19 protein-coding genes and 1 pseudogene are annotated in these 16,280 nt (G+C 74.2%); 9 read left to right on the forward strand and 11 right to left on the reverse strand.

Annotated elements, in window-relative coordinates:
* Positions 1 to 167: 167 nt before the first annotated feature.
* Together JD78_RS10805 and JD78_RS10810 are read left to right on the forward strand one after the other, a co-directional pair.
* Positions 168 to 1,418, forward strand: a complete 1,251-nt coding sequence (locus tag JD78_RS10805; protein ID WP_153361634.1) for an MFS transporter — start codon at positions 168 to 170, stop codon at positions 1,416 to 1,418.
* 105 nt (positions 1,419 to 1,523) lie between these two features.
* Complete coding sequence (locus JD78_RS10810) at positions 1,524 to 2,507, forward strand: NAD(P)-dependent alcohol dehydrogenase (RefSeq protein ID WP_153361633.1); 984 nt, start codon at positions 1,524 to 1,526, stop codon at positions 2,505 to 2,507.
* Positions 2,508 to 2,550: 43 nt separating this feature from the next.
* Here JD78_RS10810 and JD78_RS10815 read toward each other — a convergent pair whose 3' ends face one another.
* Together JD78_RS10815 and JD78_RS10820 are read right to left on the reverse strand one after the other, a co-directional pair.
* Positions 2,551 to 3,027 carry a hypothetical protein gene (locus JD78_RS10815; RefSeq protein ID WP_194290523.1) on the reverse strand — a complete coding sequence of 159 codons (477 nt, stop codon included), beginning with the start codon at positions 3,025 to 3,027 and terminating at the stop codon, positions 2,551 to 2,553.
* A gap of 69 nt (positions 3,028 to 3,096) precedes the next feature.
* On the reverse strand, positions 3,097 to 3,483 hold the full coding sequence (locus tag JD78_RS10820; protein ID WP_153361632.1) for a hypothetical protein: 387 nt from the start codon (positions 3,481 to 3,483) through the stop codon (positions 3,097 to 3,099).
* A gap of 248 nt (positions 3,484 to 3,731) precedes the next feature.
* Between JD78_RS10820 and JD78_RS10825 the strand changes: the two genes are divergently transcribed.
* Positions 3,732 to 4,952 carry an oxidoreductase gene (locus JD78_RS10825; protein WP_153361631.1) on the forward strand — a complete coding sequence of 407 codons (1,221 nt, stop codon included), beginning with the start codon at positions 3,732 to 3,734 and terminating at the stop codon, positions 4,950 to 4,952.
* A gap of 18 nt (positions 4,953 to 4,970) precedes the next feature.
* Positions 4,971 to 5,537, forward strand: coding sequence for a rhodanese-like domain-containing protein (locus tag JD78_RS10830; RefSeq protein ID WP_208104075.1), 567 nt, complete (start codon positions 4,971 to 4,973; stop codon positions 5,535 to 5,537).
* Between the two features lie 101 nt (positions 5,538 to 5,638).
* Here the strand turns inward: JD78_RS10830 and JD78_RS10835 are convergent, their stop codons facing one another.
* Positions 5,639 to 6,073, reverse strand: coding sequence for a MarR family winged helix-turn-helix transcriptional regulator (locus tag JD78_RS10835; RefSeq protein ID WP_153361630.1), 435 nt, complete (start codon positions 6,071 to 6,073; stop codon positions 5,639 to 5,641).
* Positions 6,074 to 6,168: 95 nt separating this feature from the next.
* On the opposite strand from JD78_RS10835, the gene JD78_RS10840 reads away from it, so the two are divergent.
* Both JD78_RS10840 and JD78_RS10845 read left to right on the forward strand, forming a co-directional pair.
* Entirely contained in the window at positions 6,169 to 6,777 is a 609-nt protein-coding gene (locus JD78_RS10840; RefSeq protein ID WP_153361629.1) for an NADPH-dependent F420 reductase, read from the forward strand.
* Positions 6,778 to 6,803: 26 nt separating this feature from the next.
* Positions 6,804 to 7,697, forward strand: coding sequence for an alpha/beta hydrolase fold domain-containing protein (locus JD78_RS10845; RefSeq protein WP_153361628.1), 894 nt, complete (start codon positions 6,804 to 6,806; stop codon positions 7,695 to 7,697).
* A 64-nt stretch (positions 7,698 to 7,761) separates the two neighbouring features.
* On the opposite strand, the gene JD78_RS22200 is transcribed toward JD78_RS10845, so the two are convergent.
* From JD78_RS22200 to JD78_RS10855, 3 genes and pseudogenes are all read right to left on the reverse strand, one after another.
* On the reverse strand, positions 7,762 to 8,022 hold the full coding sequence (locus tag JD78_RS22200) for a zinc-binding dehydrogenase (RefSeq protein WP_228395311.1): 261 nt from the start codon (positions 8,020 to 8,022) through the stop codon (positions 7,762 to 7,764).
* 401 nt (positions 8,023 to 8,423) lie between these two features.
* Positions 8,424 to 8,591 (reverse strand): annotated as a pseudogene (locus JD78_RS22960) (alcohol dehydrogenase catalytic domain-containing protein); the annotation flags it as partial.
* Positions 8,592 to 8,672: 81 nt separating this feature from the next.
* Positions 8,673 to 9,278, reverse strand: a complete 606-nt coding sequence (locus JD78_RS10855) for a TetR/AcrR family transcriptional regulator (RefSeq protein WP_153361627.1) — start codon at positions 9,276 to 9,278, stop codon at positions 8,673 to 8,675.
* 63 nt (positions 9,279 to 9,341) lie between these two features.
* On the opposite strand from JD78_RS10855, the gene JD78_RS10860 reads away from it, so the two are divergent.
* Positions 9,342 to 10,238 (forward strand): oxidoreductase, encoded by an 897-nt coding sequence (locus tag JD78_RS10860; RefSeq protein WP_153361626.1) that lies wholly within the window; start codon positions 9,342 to 9,344, stop codon positions 10,236 to 10,238.
* Positions 10,239 to 10,304: 66 nt separating this feature from the next.
* Here JD78_RS10860 and JD78_RS10865 read toward each other — a convergent pair whose 3' ends face one another.
* On the reverse strand, positions 10,305 to 11,054 hold the full coding sequence (locus tag JD78_RS10865; protein ID WP_153361625.1) for an SDR family NAD(P)-dependent oxidoreductase: 750 nt from the start codon (positions 11,052 to 11,054) through the stop codon (positions 10,305 to 10,307).
* An 88-nt stretch (positions 11,055 to 11,142) separates the two neighbouring features.
* Here JD78_RS10865 and JD78_RS10870 point away from each other — a divergent pair, with 88 nt between their 5' ends.
* Positions 11,143 to 11,742 (forward strand): TetR/AcrR family transcriptional regulator, encoded by a 600-nt coding sequence (locus tag JD78_RS10870; RefSeq protein WP_208104076.1) that lies wholly within the window; start codon positions 11,143 to 11,145, stop codon positions 11,740 to 11,742.
* Positions 11,743 to 11,902: 160 nt separating this feature from the next.
* On the opposite strand, the gene JD78_RS10875 is transcribed toward JD78_RS10870, so the two are convergent.
* On the reverse strand, positions 11,903 to 12,391 hold the full coding sequence (locus JD78_RS10875; RefSeq protein ID WP_153361624.1) for a MarR family winged helix-turn-helix transcriptional regulator: 489 nt from the start codon (positions 12,389 to 12,391) through the stop codon (positions 11,903 to 11,905).
* Entirely contained in the window at positions 12,388 to 12,552 is a 165-nt protein-coding gene (locus JD78_RS10880; RefSeq protein WP_153361623.1) for a hypothetical protein, read from the reverse strand. Before JD78_RS10880 ends, JD78_RS10875 begins: the two co-directional genes overlap by 4 nt.
* A gap of 567 nt (positions 12,553 to 13,119) precedes the next feature.
* Between JD78_RS10880 and JD78_RS10885 the strand changes: the two genes are divergently transcribed.
* On the forward strand, positions 13,120 to 13,776 hold the full coding sequence (locus JD78_RS10885; RefSeq protein ID WP_208104077.1) for an ABC transporter ATP-binding protein: 657 nt from the start codon (positions 13,120 to 13,122) through the stop codon (positions 13,774 to 13,776).
* Between the two features lie 146 nt (positions 13,777 to 13,922).
* Here the strand turns inward: JD78_RS10885 and JD78_RS10890 are convergent, their stop codons facing one another.
* Together JD78_RS10890 and JD78_RS10895 are read right to left on the reverse strand one after the other, a co-directional pair.
* Entirely contained in the window at positions 13,923 to 14,456 is a 534-nt protein-coding gene (locus tag JD78_RS10890) for an NUDIX hydrolase family protein (RefSeq protein WP_153357856.1), read from the reverse strand.
* Between the two features lie 133 nt (positions 14,457 to 14,589).
* On the reverse strand, positions 14,590 to 16,113 hold the full coding sequence (locus tag JD78_RS10895; RefSeq protein ID WP_153357853.1) for a DUF4407 domain-containing protein: 1,524 nt from the start codon (positions 16,111 to 16,113) through the stop codon (positions 14,590 to 14,592).
* Positions 16,114 to 16,280: the final 167 nt, after the last annotated feature.

The raw sequence follows: 16,280 nt of genomic DNA on the forward strand, positions 1-16,280 counted from the left end.
TCGGGTCGGGGCGGCCGACCCGGTGGCAGGAGGACACCTCCCTCCGAGGAGCGACTGGGCCGGGCGCGACGCGCACTCGTCGGTTATCGTCGTGAGGTTCCTGAAACACGTGTGTAACTACCTGCTGGCACAGCAAGGCGGCACGCCCGATCCCGCCAGCAGAGGTCATGTTCCACACCCGATCGTCCGGCAACGAGCTGATCAAGCAGGCCGGCTTCTCCTACTTCCCGCTCGCCTTCGTCGCGCGCCTGCCGTACGCGATGATCACCGTCGGCGTGCTCACCCTCGTCGTCGCCGAGCGCGGCTCGGTCACCCTCGGCGGGCTCAACTCCGCCGCCGCCGGCCTCGGGACGGCGCTCGTCGGGCCGCTGCTCGGCGCGGCCGCCGACCGGTTCGGCCAGCGCCGGGTGCTCGTCCCGGTCGGGCTGGTCAACGCCTCCCTGCTCGCGGCCTTCCCGTTCGTCGTCGCCGGCAGCACGCCCGACCTGCTGCTGCTCGCCCTGTCGGTGCTGATCGGCGCCTCCGCGCCGCAGATCGCGCCGATGTCGCGCACCCGCCTGGTCGCGATCATCCGCCGGGTGATCGCGCCGCACCGGCGCGAGAAGGTGCTCAACTCGACGATGGCCTACGAGTCCGCGGCCGACGAGATGGTCTTCATCGTCGGCCCGTTCCTGGTCGGGCTGCTGGCCACCGCCGTCGCTCCGTGGCTGGCGATCGCCGGGGCCTCGGCGCTGACGTTCGTCTTCGTCACCCGGTTCGCGCTGCACCCCACCGGCCGGCTCCACCCCGGCAGCGCCGACTCGCCGCAGGTGCAGGCGCCGGCCCGGGAGCTGGCCCGCTTCTCGCTGCTCACCGTGGTCGCCGGCACGCTCGGCATCGGCTTCTTCTTCGGCGCCACGCTCACCTCGCTCACCGGCTTCCTCGCCGACGACGGCGCGGGCGACCGGGCCGGGCTGCTCTACGGCGTCATGGGCATCGGGTCGGCCGCGCTGGCCCTGGGTTCGGCGGCGTTCCCGGCGCGGTTCAGCCAGCGGGCGCGGTGGCTGGTCTTCGGCTCGCTGCTGCTCGCCGCCGCGATCGCCTACGCCGGCGCGCGCTCGGTCCCGGTGCTGATCGCGGCGCTGGCGGTGCTCGGCTGCGGCATCGGCCCGACGCTGGTCAGCCAGTACAGCCTCGCCGCGCGGTTCAGCCCGACGGGCCGCTCGGCGACCACGATGACGATGCTCGGCTCCGCCGTGGTCGTCGGCCAGGCGGTCGCGTCGGCGGTCACCGGCATCGTCGTCGACCAGCTGGGCGCCGAGGCCGGCCTGCTGCTGCCGGCCGTCGCCGCGGCCGTCGTGGTGGCCGCCGGGGTGGCGCACGCGGCGACCACCCGGCCGTTCGAGGTCGAGCGGGAGCGGGAGCTGGTCCCCGCCTGAATCGGGGCCGCGATCAGGGTCATCCCTGATGAGGACGGGGCCTCGCAGCCCTAGCGTCCGCTGCGCCGGGACGGCCCCGGGCCCAGCGCAGCGAGAGGCGCCGCCATGCAGGCGATCACCCAGGACACCTACGGATCCACCGACACCCTCACGCTCCGGGACGTCGACGCCCCCGTCCCCGGCGCCGGGCAGGTGCTGGTCCGGGTCCGCGCGGCCTCGGTCAACGCGGCCGACTGGCACGTCATGCGCGGTGACCCGCGGATCGCCCGGCTCGCGCTCGGGCTCCGCCGGCCGAAGGCCCGCATCCGCGGTCGCGACGTGGCCGGGGTCGTGGCGGCCGTCGGTGCGGGTGTCACGCACGTCCAGCCCGGCGACGAGGTGTACGGCGAGGCCGGCGCCGCGGACGGCGCGTTCGCCGAGTTCGCCTGCCTGCCCGCCGGTCAGGTCGCGCCGAAGCCGGCCGGGTCGACCTTCGAGCAGGCGGCGGCCATGCCGCTGGCAGGGTGCACCGCCCTGGAGGGGCTCCGCGACCACGCACGCCTGACGGCCGGCCAGCGGGTCCTGGTCAACGGTGCTGCGGGCGGGGTGGGCACCTTCGCCGTGCAGATCGCCCGCGCCCTCGGCGCCGAGGTGACCGGCGTGTGCAGCACCCGGAACGTCGAGCTGGTGCGCTCCCTCGGCGCGGACGTCGTCGACTACACGGTGGAGGACGTCACCGCGCGGACGGACCGCTACGACGTCGTCTTCGACCTGGTCGGGAACCGGCGGTTGCGTGAGCTCCGCGGCCTGCTCACCGACGGCGGGACGCTGCTGCTGGCCGGTGGCGGGGTGTGGGACGGCGGCAGCCTGCTGGGTCCCATCCGGCTGCTCGTGACCGGCGCGGTCGTCGGGCGGCTCCTGCGCCAGCGCATCGTCACCTTCACCGCGACCCCGACCACCGAGCGGCTGACCGCGCTGGCCGAGCTGTTCGGGTCGGGTGCGGTCACCCCGGTGGTCGACCGCACCTACCCACTGGCCCAGGTCCCCGAGGCGATCCGGCACGTCGAGACCGGCCATGCCCGCGCCAAGACCGTCGTCGTCGTGCCCTGACCCTCCCCGGGTGGGCGCCCCACCGGCGCTGTCCGGGCCGGGCTCAGGCGCGCGTGGCGCCGCCGCCCGAGGGGGTGCGGTCGTCGTGCGCGACCGGCTGGACGACGTCCGGCTGCTGGACGGCGTCCGGCTCCGGCTGGTCGTCGTGGTCGTCGTGGTCGTCGGCGAGGTCCTGCTCGGACAGCCCCGGCGCCAGCTTCTGGGCCCGGGCGCGCAGCTCCTGGGCGGCCGACCGGTCCTCGTTGGCCCGGCCGGCGTGCTCCAGCGCCTCCCGCTCGGCCAGCGCCAGCCGCTCCTCGGCCTCGGCGCGCTCCCGGCGGGTGCGGGCCATCTGCTCGTCGGCCAGCGCCTGCTCCTGGTCGGCGCGGGCCTGGCGGACCTGCGCCTCGCGCAGCGCCTCCCGCGCCTGGTCGGCCTTGCGGGCCCTGGCCGCGGTGCCGCGGCGGGCCAGCACGACGGCGATGGCTGCCAGCAGCAGGACCGCTGCGATCACGATGACGACGATGGCCCAGGTCGGCATGGCCGCTCTCCTCTGTCTCAGGGGCCGGGGACCTGCCCCGCGCCGCCCACCGGGAAACGGCGCACCGGGTCAGGCCGGCGTGCGCAGCGGGGCCGAGCGCAGCACCCGCCGGCGGTGCTCCTGGACGACGACCAGCGACCCGCCCCGCGCCGTCCCGCTGAGCGCCTCGAACACGGCCGGGTCCAGCAGCGCCGTCTCGGTGCGCCCGCGCACCCCGGTCTGCGTCTCCGCCCGGGCCACCTGTGCCTCCAGCGCCGCCCGGGCGAGGTCGCGCTCGACGTCGTCCGCCCGCGGGTGCACGACGCGGCAGGCCAGCACGCTGCCCTCCTGCCGGGCCGCGTCCCGCAGGGCGCGGACCAGCTCCGCGGCTCCCCCGGTCACCCCGTCGAGCACGACGAGGAGGCGGGCGCGCTCGCGACGGGAGACCCGGCTGCCGACCACCTCTGCTGACGTCATGCGCATGATCGTGAGCGCGCCGACACGCCGGCGGTAAGGGGCCAGCGTCGTTCCGAGACCGCCACGCACCTGTGAGAGCGCGGACATCGACGCACCGTGTGCGACCGGTCACAGCAAGACCGGCATCCGCACAGCGCGCACGGGAGCCGCGTGCGGAAGAGTTGACCGGCTCCCCCGGCGGCCGTAACCGGCCCGGAGCACCGGCGCGGTGTGCTCGGCGCACTCACCGCAGCACCGAGAGGAACGCCATGCCGGACCTGTTCTCGCCCTTCAGCCTCAAGGGCGTCACCCTGCGCAACCGCATCGCGATGTCGCCGATGACGATGTACGGCTCCGTCGACGGCCACATGGACGACTACCACGTGATGTACCTCGGCGCCCGCGCCGCGGGCGGCTTCGGACTGGTGTTCCCGGAGCAGATCGCCATCACCCCCGACGGCCGGACGACGACCTCCTGCGCCGGCATCTGGGACGACGACCAGATCGCCGGCCACGCCCGGGTGACGGCGATGATCAAGCGCTTCGGCGCCGTCCCGGGGATCCAGCTGGGGCACACCGGGCGCAAGGGCAGCGAGGTGCCGCCACACCAGGAGACCAACGCGCAGGGCAGCTGGAAGGCGCTCCCGCCGGACCACCCGCACGGCTGGCAGACCGTGGGCCCCTCCGCCATCCCGGCCGGTGGCGACCACTCCTACCCGGTGCACGAGCTGACCGTGGAGGAGATCAAGGCGCTGCACCGCAGCTACGCCGACGCCGCCCGCCGCGCCCTGGACGCCGGCTACGAGTGGCTGGAGATGCACTTCGCGCACGGCTATCTCGCCGCCAGCTTCTTCTCCCCGCTGGCCAACCAGCGCACCGACGCCTACGGCGGCAGCAACCGCAACCGCGCCCGGTTCCTGCTCGAGGCGCTGGACGCCGTCCGGGAGGTCTGGCCCGAGCGGCTGCCGCTGACCATGCGACTGGGCTCGGACGACTTCCACCCCGACGGCGTCCAGTTCACCGACTCCCTCGAGGCGATCGGCTGGATGACCGAGCACGGGCTGGACCTCGCCGACCTGAGCATGGGCGGCAACACCGACGACATGGTCGACCCGCACTTCTTCAACGAGCCGGCCGGCTTCGTCCCGCGGGCGACCCGGGTGCGCCGGGAGATCGGCATCCCGGTGGCCACCAGCTGGAACCTCGGGGTGCCGCAGACCGCCGACACCGTCATCCGCCAGGAGCTGATCGACGTCGCGATGATCGGCCGACCCGCGCTGGCCAACCCGCACTGGCCGGTGTGGGCCGCCCGCGAGCTCGGCCACCCGGCGCCGTTCGAGCTGGTGCCCGCCGACTGGCGCTGGTGGCTGTCGAACTTCCGCGGCCACGCCCCGAGCATCGGGCTGCCGCCGACCCCGGCCGAGGTGCGCGCCGCCGCGGCGGCCGACGTCCCGGTCGCCGAGTTCGGCGAGGTGCCGGTCAACGCCTGACCGCCGCGCCGGGGGGCGGTGGCTCGATGCCGCCACCCTCCGGACCGGGCGAGCACGCCGGATCCCGCACCGCACCACCGCGATCTGGGACAGTCGAGCGGGCAGGGACCGCCGCACGCGGCGACCCGACACCCCCGCCGCCGCACGGACAGGAACCCGGTCATCGCTCTCCCCGGAACGTCGCGGGCACTGCTCGCGCTCGCCGCTGTCCTCCTGCTGACCGGCTGCTCCGGCTCGGATGACGCCGGAGCAGCCGCACCCGCGGCCGGAGTCACCGTCGTCGAGCCCAGCACGGCCCTGGAGGAGATCGGCGTCGCCGGCAACACGGTCATCGACGTCCGCACCCCCGCCGAGCACGCCGACGGGCACCTCGTCGGCGCGCGGAACATCGACGTCAGCGCGGACACCTTCCCCGACCAGGTCTCCCAGCTGGACCGGGACGCCACCTATGTCGTCTACTGCCGCACCGGCGCCCGCTCCGCCGAGGCCGCCGCGCGGATGGCCGACCTCGGGTTCACCGACATCCGCGACGCCGGCGCCCTGTCCGACCTCGTGGCCGCGGGCGGGGCCACCGAGACCGGCTGACCCCAGGCGGCGTTGCGGGAGACCGCCGGGGCCGTGCACGAGCGGCCTGACGTGCCGCAGTCAGCGTCGCTGACCGGCTGCCGCACCGCGGAGAGCGGCCCTCAGTCCGCGGCGACGTGGGTGAGCGCTTCGCGGAGGACGGCGAGCTGGGTGGGGGTCATCCGGTCGATGAACAGCTCGCGGACCAGCGCGATGTGGGCGGGCAGCGCCCGCGCCAGCAGCTCCGCGCCGTCCGCGGTGAGCCGGAGCCGGACGGCGCGGTCGTCGTCCAGGTCAGCCGTCCGGTTGACCAGCCCACGGCTCTCCAGCTGCCCCGCCTGGTAGGTCAGTCCGCTCTTGGTCACCACCAGCCGGTGGGCCAGGTCGGACATGCCGATCCCGTCCGGGCTCTCGCCGAGCTGGGCGAGGACCGAGAACTGCACCTCGGTGAGCCCGAGGTCGCGCAGGTGCCCGGTCACGGCCCGCTGCAGCCGGTCACCGGCGCGGCGGAGCGCGAAGTAGGCCGCCAGCTCGCCGGCGCTCAGCTCGGTGGACACACGCCCTCCTGGTTGTTCAAATTCGAATTATCTGTTACGGTCGGCTCGTTCAAGTTCGAACAATATCAGCGGACCACCCGAGACAGGAGCACGTCATGGACATCACCGTCCTCGGCACCGGCCAGATGGCCCAGGTCCTCGGCGCAGGCCTCCTGCGCGCGGGCCACGACGTCGTCTTCGGCTCCCGCGATCCCGGCCGGGCCCGCGACCTGCCCGCCCCGGTGCTCGGCCACGCCGAGGCGATCGCGCGGGCGGACGTCGTCCTCAGCGCCCTGGCCGCGGCCCACTCGCTGGAGACCCTCACCCCGCTGCGCGATGCGCTCGGCACGCGGGTGCTGATCGACATCGGCAACGCCGTCGACGAGCGGATGGAGCTGATCTACACCGACTCCAGCCTCGGCGAGCGCCTGCAGCGGGCACTGCCGGAGGTGCGCGTGGTCAAGACGCTGAACACCGTCGGCGGCCCGATCGGGGCCGACCCCGCACTCCTCCCCGAGCCGACGAACGTCTTCCTCTCCGGGGACGACGCCGCCGCGAAGGCCACCGTCGCCGGGATCCTGGCCGACCTCGGCTGGGCCACGGAGCAGCAGATCGACCTCGGGGGGATCGCCACGGCCCGGGCCGTGGAGCACTGGTTCCTGCTCTTCGCCGCCCTGATGGGCGCCCTGCGCGACCCCGGTTTCAACCTCTCCATCGTCCGCTGAACCCGACCCGCCACGAGAGGACCGACATGTCCCAGCAGCAGCGCGACACGATCGACCAGGTGCTCCGGCACAGCGGGCTCGACCTCGGCGGCGAGGTGGCCGAACAGCGGCGCCGCTACCGCGAGATGATGTCCGCGATCCCCCTGCCCGGCGACGTCCGGACCGAGGACGCCGCCCTGGGCGGCGTGCCCGTCGTCGTGGTCACCGTCGACGACGTCCCGGCGACCAGCACGATCCTGTACTTCCACGGCGGCGCGTACGCGATCGGGGCCGCCGCCCTGTCCGTGGGGCTGGCGTCAGGGGTGGCCCGGGCGGCCGGGGCCCGGACAGTCTCGGTGGAGTACTCCCTCGCCCCCGAGGCGCCCCACCCGGCAGCCACCGACGACGCGGTCGCGGCCTACCGGGGACTGCTCGAGGACGGCGTGCCGGCCGGCGCCGTCGTCCTGGCCGGGGAGTCCGCCGGCGGCGGCCTCGCCTTGGCCGCCGCGGTGGCGATCCGGGCAGCCGGACTGCCCGCCCCGGCGGCGGTGTACCTCGTCTCCCCCTGGGTCGACCTGACCCTGAGCGGGGAGAGCATCGTCACCAAGGCCCCCGTCGACCCCTCCGTCGACCCTGCCGGGCTGGGCCGGCGGGCGCTGGACTACGGCGGCGGTCACGACCTCGGCGACGGGCGGCTCAGCCCGCTCTTCGCCGACCTCACCGGCCTGCCACCACTGCTGCTCCAGGTGGGTGGCAACGAGGTGCTGCTCGACGACTCCACCCGGCTCGCCGCGAGAGCCGCCGCCGCCGGGGTCCAGGTGACCCTGCAGGTCACCCCCGGCGTGCCACACGTCTTCGTCGGGTTCGCGGGGATGCTGGACGAGGCCGACCGGGCGCTGGCCGAGGCCGGGCGGTTCCTCGCCACCCACCTGGCCGGCTGAGCACCGGGGCGGACCGCCGGCCCCGTCCGCATCCGGGGCGGGCGAGCGCCGCGGAGCCAGGTCGCTAGCCGGTCGTGACGACGATCTTGCCGTGCACGTGGCGGGCGGCCTGCGCGGTGACGGCGTCCCGGATGCGCTCGAGCGGGAAGGTGACGGCGACGGGCACGTGCAGCCGCCCTGCGCGAAGGGCGTCCATGAGGGTGCCCATGGCGTCCGGGCCGGCGTCCCGGGCGCCCGTCGAGCGAACGCCCGGAGGCAGGGCCGCTCCGGCGGCGATCGCGGAGATCCGGCGGGGTTCCACCCCGAGGGCCAGGGCGGCGTGCACGGCGTCGGCCCCGAAGAGGCCGGTGCGGCAGTGACGCGCTCGGCGGCGATCGCGGCGACCCGGCCCGCGAGTCCGGGGCCGTGGGCGACGGGCTCCGCTCCCAGTCCGCGCAGGAAGGGAGCGGTCTGCGGCGCCGCCGTCCCGATCACCGTCGCGCCCGCCGACCTGGCGAGCTGGACGGCGAAGACACCCACTCCTCCCGCTGCGCCACCGATGAGGACGGTGTCCCGGGCGGCAACCCCGATGACCGAGAGCGCAGCCGATGCGGTCAGGCCGGCCACGGTCAGCGTGCTCGCGACGACGTCCGGGATCTCGTCGGGCGTCCGGTACACGGTGTCGGCGCGATCGAGCACGAGATGGTCGGCGGCAGCCCTGCTCGGGACGGTGCCGAACACCCGGTCCCCGACGGCGAAGCCGGGTGCGGCGTCGCCGACCTCGTCGACCACTCCCGCGAAGTCATGCGCGAAGCCGGACGGGAGGGAGATGCCGAGAGCCGCCGCCAGACCGGGTGTGGAGGAGATCATCCAGTCCATCGGGTTGAGCCCGATCGCGGTGACGCGCACGCGCACCTGACCGGGACCGGGGCGGCTCGGCCCGCCGGCGCAGGACGAGCCGGTCGGGGCCCCCGAACTGCTCGACGACGACGCGGCTCATGACCGCTGGTCCCGGGGCCGGGCTCCGGAGCCGATGAAGCGGGGCACGGCGTCATCGACCAGCGCCGGCACGGCCGCCGGCGGCACGACACCGCAGCTCACCAGCGCGGCGAGCCCCTGCAGCATGGCGAGGAACAGCGTCGCGGCGGACTCGGCGTCCCCGCCGCGCAGGAGCTCCTCCTGCCCGGTACGGCGGAACAGGTGCACCAGCGGTTCCAACGCCGCGGCCGCGCTCCGGCCAACCACCTCCGCGTCGCGCCCGGTCTCGTGCCGGTACATGACCTCGACCAGGTTGGCCTTCTCGATCGCGAAGGCCAGGTAGGCGTGCGCCAGACGGCGCACCTGGGCGTCCGGCTCGCTCGTCGAGCCGACCGCCTCGGCGATCTCGACGGCGAGCAGCCGGAATCCCTCGACCGCCACCGCATCGAGGAGCTGCTGGCGGTCGGCGAAGTGCCGGGACGGTGCGGCGTGGGACACCCCGACGTCCCGCGCGAGCTCGCGCAGCGACAGCGCTGCTGCCCCGCGGTCCCGGAGGACCAGCAGGGCCCGGTCCAGGAGCGCTTCCCGCAGGTTGCTCCGCCGGTACGGCACCTTCTCGACCATGCTGGCAGCATAACCGCCGTGTAGTCATTGACAACTATGTTGTCACTGCCTACAGTGTGCGGCATGAACCGACTCACCTCTCCCGCACAGCTGCCAGACCAGACGGGGCGGACCGCGGTGATCACCGGCGCGAACAGCGGGATCGGCCTGGCAACCGCAGCCGCCCTCGCCGCCAAAGGCGCGCGCGTCGTCCTCGCGGTGCGCGATGTCGACAAGGGCCGGACCGCGGCGAGGACGATCGGGGCAGGGGTCGAGGCCCGCCGGCTCGACCTGTCGTCGCTGGCCTCGGTGCGGGAGTTCGCCGCCGGCATCGGGGAACCGTTCGACCACCTGATCAACAACGCCGGCACCATGACCGGCACCCGGCAGGTGACCGCCGACGGATTCGAGAGCCAGTTCGGGGTCAACCACCTCGGCCACTTCGCGCTCACCAACCTGCTCATCGACCGCATCACCAGCCGCGTCGTGACCGTCACGTCCAGCGCGCACCGCACCGCGACGATCGACGTCGACGACCTGCAGTGGGAGCGCCGCCCGTATCGCCCGCTCGGTGCCTACGGGCAGTCGAAGCTGGCCAACCTGCTCTTCACGGTCGAGCTGCAACGGCTCCTCACCGCCGCGGGGTCGTCCGTGCTCTCCACGGCCGCCCATCCCGGCTGGGCATCGACGGGTTTCACCATCACCAGCGGCAACCGCCTCCTCGACCGCCTGAGCGCACTCTCCACCCCGCTGCTGGCGCACGGCCCCGATCGCGGAGCGCTCCCCACCCTCCTGGCCACCGCCGGGGACGTCGCCGGGGGCTCGCTCACCGGCCCCGGCCGCTTCGGGGTGCGAGGCCCGGCCACTGTGGTCGACCGATCGGCTGCGGCGGACGATCCAGCGCTCGCGCGACGGCTGTGGTCGACGTCGGAGGAGCTGACCCACACCACCTCCTCGCTCGACCCCCGCCCGAGCACCTGAGCCGGCCGGGCGCCCTGCTCGAGCACCCACCGGTCCGCGCTGGATCGCCGTCGCTGCGCCGGGGTCTCAGATCTGGTTCTCCCCGCCGTCGACGTAGAGGTTGGCCCCGAGCATGAAGCTGCTGTCCGCCGAGGCCAGGAAGGCGACAGCGGCCGCCACCTCCTCCGGGCGACCGATCCGCCCGATGGCGATCCGGGCACCCTCGCTCGCCTTGTGGGCCGCCGCGTTGGCCTCTCCCACGAGTTCGGTGATCCCGGAGGTGTCGATGGGCCCCGGGGAAATGGCGTTCACCCGGATGCCCCGCCCTTTCAGCTCGTTGGCCCAGGTCCGGGTGAGAGCCCGCAGGGCCGCCTTCGAGGCGGCGTAGGCACCGAATCCGACCGCGCCGTGGTCGGCTGCGGTCGAGGCGTTGACGATGACCGAGGCACCCTCGTTGAGCACCGGCAGCGCCTTCTGCACCGTGAGCACCGTGCCCACGACGTTGACACGGAAGACCTGGTCGAGATCCTGCGCGGTGATCGTCTCGATGGTCGCGAACGAGGCGGTGGCCGCGTTGGCGAAGAGGACGTCCAACCCTCGGCCACGGGCGGCGACCGCCTCGAAGAGCCGGTCCAGGTCCGCCGGGTCCGTGATGTCGCCCGGTACGGCCGTCACCTCAGGGCCGATGACCCGCACCGCCTCCTCCAGCTCGGTCCGCCGTCGGCCGACGATGAACACGTGAGCGCCTTCGCTCACCAGCCGCGCGGCCGCGGCTCGCCCGATGCCCTGCGTGCCACCCCCGGTGACGATCGCGGTCTTGCCTTCCAGCCTGCGCATGCCAGCCTCCTCAGTTGTGCACCGATCGGTGCATAACAGGAACGTAGCAGTTGGCTACCGATCGGTGCAGAAGACGTAGGGTGGTGCGGTGGAGACAGCACGACCGGGACGACCGCGGGCCTTCGACGCCGGGACGGCGTTGGAGAAGGCGATGATCGTCTTCTGGAGGCAGGGGTACGACGGCGCCAGCCTCAGCGACCTGACCGAGGCGATGGGCATCTCCCGGAAGAGCATGTACGCCGCCTTCGGCAACAAGAGCGACCTCTTCGACAAGGCGCTGCAGCGCTACACCGACGGTCCCGGCGCCTACCTGCTCCAGGCACTGGGAGCAGCCACCGCGCAGGAGGTGGCGCGGGCGTTCCTCGCCGGCTCGGTCCGCGCCAACACCCGGCCGGGACTTCCCGCCGGCTGCCTGGGCGTGCAAGGCGCACTGGCCGTCGGCGAGAGCGGGCGAGCCGCACACGACACCCTGGCGCAGTGGCGAGCCCGAGGGCAGCAGCTGCTCCGCGACAGGTTCCTGCAGGCGGTCGAGGAGGGCGACCTGCCTCCTGACGCCGACCCGGACCTGATTGCCCGCTACGTCATGACGATCGCGAACGGCCTGACCGTGCAGGCCACCGGCGGCGCAGCGGCCGAGGACCTCCAGCGAGTAGCCGACGCCGCGCTCCGCAGCTGGCCACCGGGATGAGCCCGGCGACGCACGAGCACCGACGTCCCGGGACCCGACCGCCCTCGGGCGGTCGCGTGCGCGAACAGGGAGCCGTCCGCACGGGCAGCCGTCCTCGCCGGGCCGGACGTCGTGCCCCGCTGATCGTCCCGCCGGCCCGGGCTCCGGCGGGCACTGCTGCTCACCTGGCCACCGGCTCATCGGGATCGGGCACGTGGCCGTCGACCTCTGCCCGCTCGAGGTTGTCGATCAGGCGCTGCACGGTGGAGAGGAAGGCTGCGACCTCGGCCTCGCTCAGACCGGCGGTGGCCGCGGTGTTCACCCCGAGGGCCGAGGCGACAAGCACGGCCTCGAGGTAGCGCGCCTTCGGGGTGAGGTGGACGAGGGTGCGGCGGCGATCCCGGTGATCGGCGGTCCGGACGACCAGCCCGTCCCGCTCCATCCGGTTGAGCGTGTTCGCCATCGTGGCCTGCTCGATCTGGACATCGCGGCACAACTCGGCCTGCGTCCGCCCGTCGCGCTCGTACAGCGCCAGGAGCTGCGCGAACTGCCCCGGGACGACGCCGAACGCCTGCACCCGGGATCGCAGCGCGTTGGTGAGCAGCCGGCTGAGGTGGTTCACCTGGTACCCCAGCGACTCCTCCCGCCGCAGCAGCGGCTGCTGCGTCATGACCGCACAGCCCGCACCAGCCGCCGGATCCGCGGCCACTTCCACAGCACCACGCCCGAGACGACCAGCACCGGCAGGGCGACGAAGCGCACCACACCCATCAGCCACCCCGGCAGGAGGTCCCCGCCGTAGACCGCCGCGACGACCAGCGCGCCGCTCACCAGGTGGATCGCCCGCTGTCCCTGCCGAACCGCGATGCGCGGTGCTCGACCGGTCCGGCCTCCAGCTGTCATCGCCATGCCGGAAACATAGCAAGCTATGCTTGGTTGGACCAAGCCCATCCGGGTCGTCATCCGGCCACCCGCTCGCCGGCGCTCGACCGCGCCGCGGCCGCCCGGCATCGAGCTGATCGACCTCCGTCGCTCCGTGACGCGCACGGATGCGAGCGTCGCGTCGCGTCACCCCCCGCTGACGTGCGCGGCGGACCGATACCGACACCGGTCCGCCGCGCCATCGGTCAGGTCTTCCCGGGCACCGGCAGGTGGCCAGGGAGAGCACGAAGTTGGCGGTGTCGGTCACGGTGATGCCCATCGCGGGCCCGAACTCCTCGCGGAACACCCGCGCCCCCTCGGCGGCCTGCTCGGGGTCGGCCCAGCTGGCGTACGAGACGACGGCGACGGCCATCCCGTCGCTGGGGCGGGCCATCACGCTGACACCGCAGTGCCGGCCGGACCGCCGACGTCCGGATCGCCGGCCTCAGCAAGGCCTACGCCGGGGACGTCGCGGCGATGGCCGACGTCGACCTGACCATCGCCTCGGGTGAGTTCGTCGCCGTCGTCGGGCCCAGCGGGTGCGGCAAGAGCACGCTGCTGCGCATCCTGGGCGGCTTCGAGCAGCCCACCGCCGGCACCGTCGAGGTCGGCGGGACGCCGGTCACCGGCCCCGGGCCCGACCGCGGCGTCGTGTTCCAGGACCACGGCCTGTTCTCGTGGCTGTCGGTGCGGGAGAACGTCGCCCACGGGCCGGCCCGGAAGAAGCTGCCCAAGGCCGAGGTCACCGCTCTCACCGACCGGTTCATCGCCGCCGTGGGGCTCGCCCGGTTCGCCGGGACGTACCCCGGGCCGCTGTCCGGCGGCATGCAGCAGCGGGTGGGGATCGCCCGGGTGCTCGCCAACGACCCGGCGCTGCTGCTGATGGACGAGCCGTTCGGTGCCCTGGACGCGCTCACCCGTGCCGACCTGCAGGCCGAGCTCAAGCGCATCCACGTCGACACCCGGACGACGGGGGTGTTCGTGACCCACTCCATCGAGGAGGCGGTGTTCCTCGCCGATCGGGTCGTGGTGATGACCGGCGGCGCGGCGCACGGCGTCCCGGGGCACGTGCAGGCGATCGTGCCCGTCGACCTCCCGACCGGGACGTCACGTCACCGGCGTTCAGCGCGGTGAAGCGGCAGATCGCCGACCTGGTGCACACCGCGCCCGTCCCCGCCTGAGCCCGCCCGGCACCTCGAGGCATAGGAGCCTCTGCACCCGGTATCCGTCGCGGAACCGGGTGCAAAGGCTCCTGTGCCTGGGTCGACGGGAGCGGGCGGTCAGACGCCGAGGTGGGCCAGCGCCTGCACCACGAGCGCGCTCTGCCCGTTGGCCAGCTCCGCGAGGACGGCGGCCTCCCGCACCTCGTCGGGGGTGAACCAGGTCAGCTCCAGCGCGTCCTGCTGCGGCGCGCAGTCGCCCTCGACCGGCACCACGTAGGCCAGCGACACCGCGTGCTGCCGCGGGTCGTGGAACGGGGTGACGCCGGGGGTCGGGAAGTACTCGGCGATGGTGAACGGCTGCGGCGCCGCCGGCACCCGGGGCAGGGCCAGCGGGCCGAGGTCCTTCTCCAGGTGCCGCAGCAGCGCCGAGCGCACCCGCTCGTGGTAGAGCACCCGGCCCGAGACGAGCGCCCGCTTCACCTGGCCGTCCTCGCCGATCCGCAGCAGCAGCCCGACGGCGGTGACGACGCCGTGGTCGTCGACGCGCACCGGCACCGCGTCGACGTAGAGGATCGGCAGCCGTTCCCGGGCGGCGTCCATCTCCTCCCGGGACAGCCATTGGGAGCCAGAGCTGTTCGTCACCTCGGTCATGCCTGCTTGTCTAGCCCACGACCGGGCGCCCGGCACGCTGCGGGGCGGTGCCGTCACTCACGTCGGGGGCGAAAATGGCCATTTCCGCCCCCTGTGAAGGGGGCGGAAATGGCCATTCTCGGCGAACGCGGGGTCAGCGGTCGCTGTCGTCGGCTCCGGCCAGGACGGCCTCGGCGGCCGGCCGGGGGCCGGGCACCTCGGGGCGGCCGGCGCGGCGGGAACCTGTGCCGTACATCCCCGCCTCGTAGGAGCCGGTGAGCAGCGCCTCCAGCTCGCCGGTGTCCAGCGTCGGCTCGATGATCTCGGGCGCGGCCGGGGCACCGTCGCGGGCCGGGAAGATCGCCCGCAGCGTCCGCGGCAGCCGGCGGGCGCGCCGGCGGGCTGCCTTGCGCGCCGCCTCCTCGCGCTGGGCGGCCTCCCGCTCCAGGATCTCCCGCGCCATCCGGTCGGTCTCCGCGGCGACGACCAGGTCGGCGCGGGCCCGCTGCGCCCGCTGCCGGCCGTTCACCCGAATCTTCTCCGCTTCGATCTCCTCGGCGTCGCGCACCTCCAGCAGCCGGTCGTAGGCGCTGGGCGGGGAGAAGTTCAGCATCACCTTCACCAGCACCGGCAGCACCTCGATGCAGAGGAACAGCAGGAACAGCATCAGGTGGGCGGTGCCGACCATCGGCCGCTCCTCACCGAGCCGGTCCATCGCCTCCAGCCGGGCCAGGATGCCGTCGCTCTCGCCGTTCTCGGCGTCGAAGGCGGCCTGCTCGGCGTTGCGGGCATCGGTCAGCCGGGTGAGCTCCGCGGAGTCCGCGGCCAGGTCGGTCCGCGCCAGGGCGAGCCCGCGGGCGTCGGCGCTGGCGGCCTCGTCGGCGGCGGTCGCCCGGGTCTGCTGCAGCGCGGCCTCGGCGTCGTCCAGCTCGGCCTTCGCCCGGTCGCGGGCGGTGGCTTCCTGGGCCGCGGCCGCCGCAGCGGAGAAGTAGGCGTCGCCGGTGCCGGCCCGGCCGGAGCCGCAGGTGCCGTCCAGCTCGCACTGCGCCTTGGCCTGCAGCTCGTCGTACCGGCCGACCGCGGCGTCGTAGGCGGCGCGCTTGGCGTCCCGCTCGGCCTGCGCGGCGACGACGGTGGGGGCGGCGTTCGGGTCGGCGGTGCGCCCACCGGCGAGCACGGCTTGCGACTCGGCGATCCGCTCGGACAGCACCGGGATCTGCGCGTACCGCTCGTCGGCGTCCAGCCCTTCGCTGAACTCCTGCGCGGCCTCGGCCTGCATCGTCACGATCGTCGCGTCGATCTCCTTGCTGAACACCTGCAGCGTCAGCGGGGTGGAGATGACCGTGCCCAGGATCAGGGCGAGCGCGACGCGCGGCAGCGCCATCGCGACGTTCCGCTGCCAGGACGGGTCGTGGGACATCCCGGTGAGCAGCATCCGGTCCAGGTTGAGGATCACCAGCCCCCAGCCGAGGCCGATCGCCGTGGCCAGCGCCCACCAGGCGCCGAGGGTCATGTGGACGGCGAACGCCGCCGACAGCGCGGCCAGCGCGGCCGTGCTCACCAGCACGCCGCCGAGGGCGACCTGCCGGGCGCGTGCGCCGGGGGCGACACGAAGGACGTCGAGCCGGGCTCCGCCGAGCACGGCCAGCCGGTCGCCGAAACGGGTGCGGGTGCGCACTGGGTGGTTCCTTCCGCCGGGATCTCCTCCCCGCTATCGGTCGCCCACGACCGGTCCGGTACCGCCGTGTCCGACGTCGGCCGGTGTGGGCTGCGCCGCCGCCCCGTCACATCCGGCTCATCCTGCGCACCCGTGCCGCGACGGTCCCGCCCGGCCGGCCGGCCGCC

The organism is Modestobacter roseus (assembly GCF_007994135.1).
In the GTDB taxonomy this organism is placed as follows: Bacteria; Actinomycetota; Actinomycetes; order Mycobacteriales; family Geodermatophilaceae; genus Modestobacter; species Modestobacter roseus.

What these genes read in the sequence shown, in the direction of transcription:
- JD78_RS10825 (WP_153361631.1), top strand. Translation starts at nt 3,732, where the DNA reads ATGCCGGACCTGTTCTCGCCCTTCAGCCTCAAGGGCGTCACCCTGCGC.
- JD78_RS10865 (WP_153361625.1), bottom strand. Translation starts at nt 11,054, where the DNA reads ATGCGCAGGCTGGAAGGCAAGACCGCGATCGTCACCGGGGGTGGCACG.
- JD78_RS10815 (WP_194290523.1), bottom strand. Translation starts at nt 3,027, where the DNA reads ATGCCGACCTGGGCCATCGTCGTCATCGTGATCGCAGCGGTCCTGCTG.
- JD78_RS10860 (WP_153361626.1), top strand. Translation starts at nt 9,342, where the DNA reads ATGAACCGACTCACCTCTCCCGCACAGCTGCCAGACCAGACGGGGCGG.
- JD78_RS10840 (WP_153361629.1), top strand. Translation starts at nt 6,169, where the DNA reads ATGGACATCACCGTCCTCGGCACCGGCCAGATGGCCCAGGTCCTCGGC.
- JD78_RS10875 (WP_153361624.1), bottom strand. Translation starts at nt 12,391, where the DNA reads ATGACGCAGCAGCCGCTGCTGCGGCGGGAGGAGTCGCTGGGGTACCAG.
- JD78_RS10855 (WP_153361627.1), bottom strand. Translation starts at nt 9,278, where the DNA reads ATGGTCGAGAAGGTGCCGTACCGGCGGAGCAACCTGCGGGAAGCGCTC.
- JD78_RS10805 (WP_153361634.1), top strand. Translation starts at nt 168, where the DNA reads ATGTTCCACACCCGATCGTCCGGCAACGAGCTGATCAAGCAGGCCGGC.
- JD78_RS10845 (WP_153361628.1), top strand. Translation starts at nt 6,804, where the DNA reads ATGTCCCAGCAGCAGCGCGACACGATCGACCAGGTGCTCCGGCACAGC.
- JD78_RS10820 (WP_153361632.1), bottom strand. Translation starts at nt 3,483, where the DNA reads ATGACGTCAGCAGAGGTGGTCGGCAGCCGGGTCTCCCGTCGCGAGCGC.
- JD78_RS10890 (WP_153357856.1), bottom strand. Translation starts at nt 14,456, where the DNA reads ATGACCGAGGTGACGAACAGCTCTGGCTCCCAATGGCTGTCCCGGGAG.
- JD78_RS10810 (WP_153361633.1), top strand. Translation starts at nt 1,524, where the DNA reads ATGCAGGCGATCACCCAGGACACCTACGGATCCACCGACACCCTCACG.
- JD78_RS10885 (WP_208104077.1), top strand. Translation starts at nt 13,120, where the DNA reads ATGGCCGACGTCGACCTGACCATCGCCTCGGGTGAGTTCGTCGCCGTC.